Annotated in this window: 1 protein-coding gene; it reads right to left on the bottom strand. The window is 61.1% G+C overall.

Features of this window, described 5'->3' with window-relative positions; all coding sequences use genetic code 11:
- Positions 1 to 93: 93 nt before the first annotated feature.
- Positions 94 to 1,036 (bottom strand): IS630 family transposase gene (locus AC630_RS43225; protein ID WP_143198785.1). Its coding sequence is split into 2 segments (ribosomal slippage): positions 94 to 699 and positions 701 to 1,036, totalling 942 coding nucleotides; the frame shifts between segments, so codons are not numbered across the junction.
- Positions 1,037 to 1,143 lie beyond the last annotated feature (107 nt).

Genomic DNA, 1,143 nt, shown 5'->3' on the forward strand with positions numbered 1-1,143 from the left:
ATGGCCGCGCAGGCCGGTCCGGTCCCGGGCACGCAGCCGACAGTGGTGCCGCCGCTGCCCGCGCCGGTCACCGTGCGCTAGAGCGTGCTGTGTTTATACGGAAACATAGCCTGAGTTTTTGAGATAGTTGGCGCACTCTTCCTTGGAGAAGACGTCGAGGAGTTCACCGACCTTGCGCCAAGTTGCCTCGACATCGCGTGTCTCCGCGGCGCGCATCAGGTGTTTGAGCTTGGCGAAGACCTGTTCGATCGGATTGAGGTCGGGGCTGTAGGGCGGCAGGAAGAGCAGATGCGCGCCCCTGGCGCGGATGGCATTGCGGGCGGCCTTGCCCTTGTGGCTACCGAGGTTGTCGAGAATGACGACCTCGCCCTCTGCCAGGGTTGGTGCCAGCACCTTCTCGACATAGAGCGTGAAGAGCTCGCCGTTGATGGGGCCGTCGATGACCCAAGGCGCGCTGATCCGGTCGTGACGCAGCGCTGCGATGAAGGTCATGGTCTTCCAATGACCAAAAGGAGCAGACGCTTCAAGACGCTGTCCCTTTGTTCCCCAGCCGCGCAGCGGCGTCATGTTGGTTTTGATCCAGGTCTCGTCGATAAAGACGAGGCGCGAGGCGTCAATCCTGCCCTGATGGGCCTTCCAACGGATCCGTTTACGGACGACGGCGTGCCGATCCTGCTCGGCCGGCCGAACGGTTTTTTTTGAAGCTCAGCCCCTCGGCGTGCACAAAAGTCCACACAGCCCGCACGTCTGTCTTGATCCCGCGGGCCGCCAGTTCCCTTGCCAGCTTGCGCAAGGTGAACGGGCCCGAGCGAATGCGCTCGCGTAGCCAATCGGCATGGGCGCCGGACAGGACCGGCTTCTTGTGACCACCGATCTTGCCGGGCGATAGACCTCCTGTTTCTCGCCTGAGGTTCTTCCACTTCGTCACACAGGAGGGGCTAATCTGCAGCGCTTCGGCAATCGAACGGACAGTTTCGCCGGCATCAGCCCGTGCCAGAGCGCGCTCGCGAATGTCTTCCGAAAACGGTCGCGTCATCCATGCTGGCCTCCGTTCGCCAGCATGGAGTTTGAATCAGAAATTGCCCCATCTGGGAATCCAGATTCCGCTAAAAGACAACATGCTCTAGCGACACATCCTTAAAA

The sequence above is a fragment of the Bradyrhizobium sp. AS23.2 genome, from assembly GCF_001908185.1.
GTDB lineage: Bacteria > Pseudomonadota > Alphaproteobacteria > Rhizobiales > Xanthobacteraceae > Bradyrhizobium.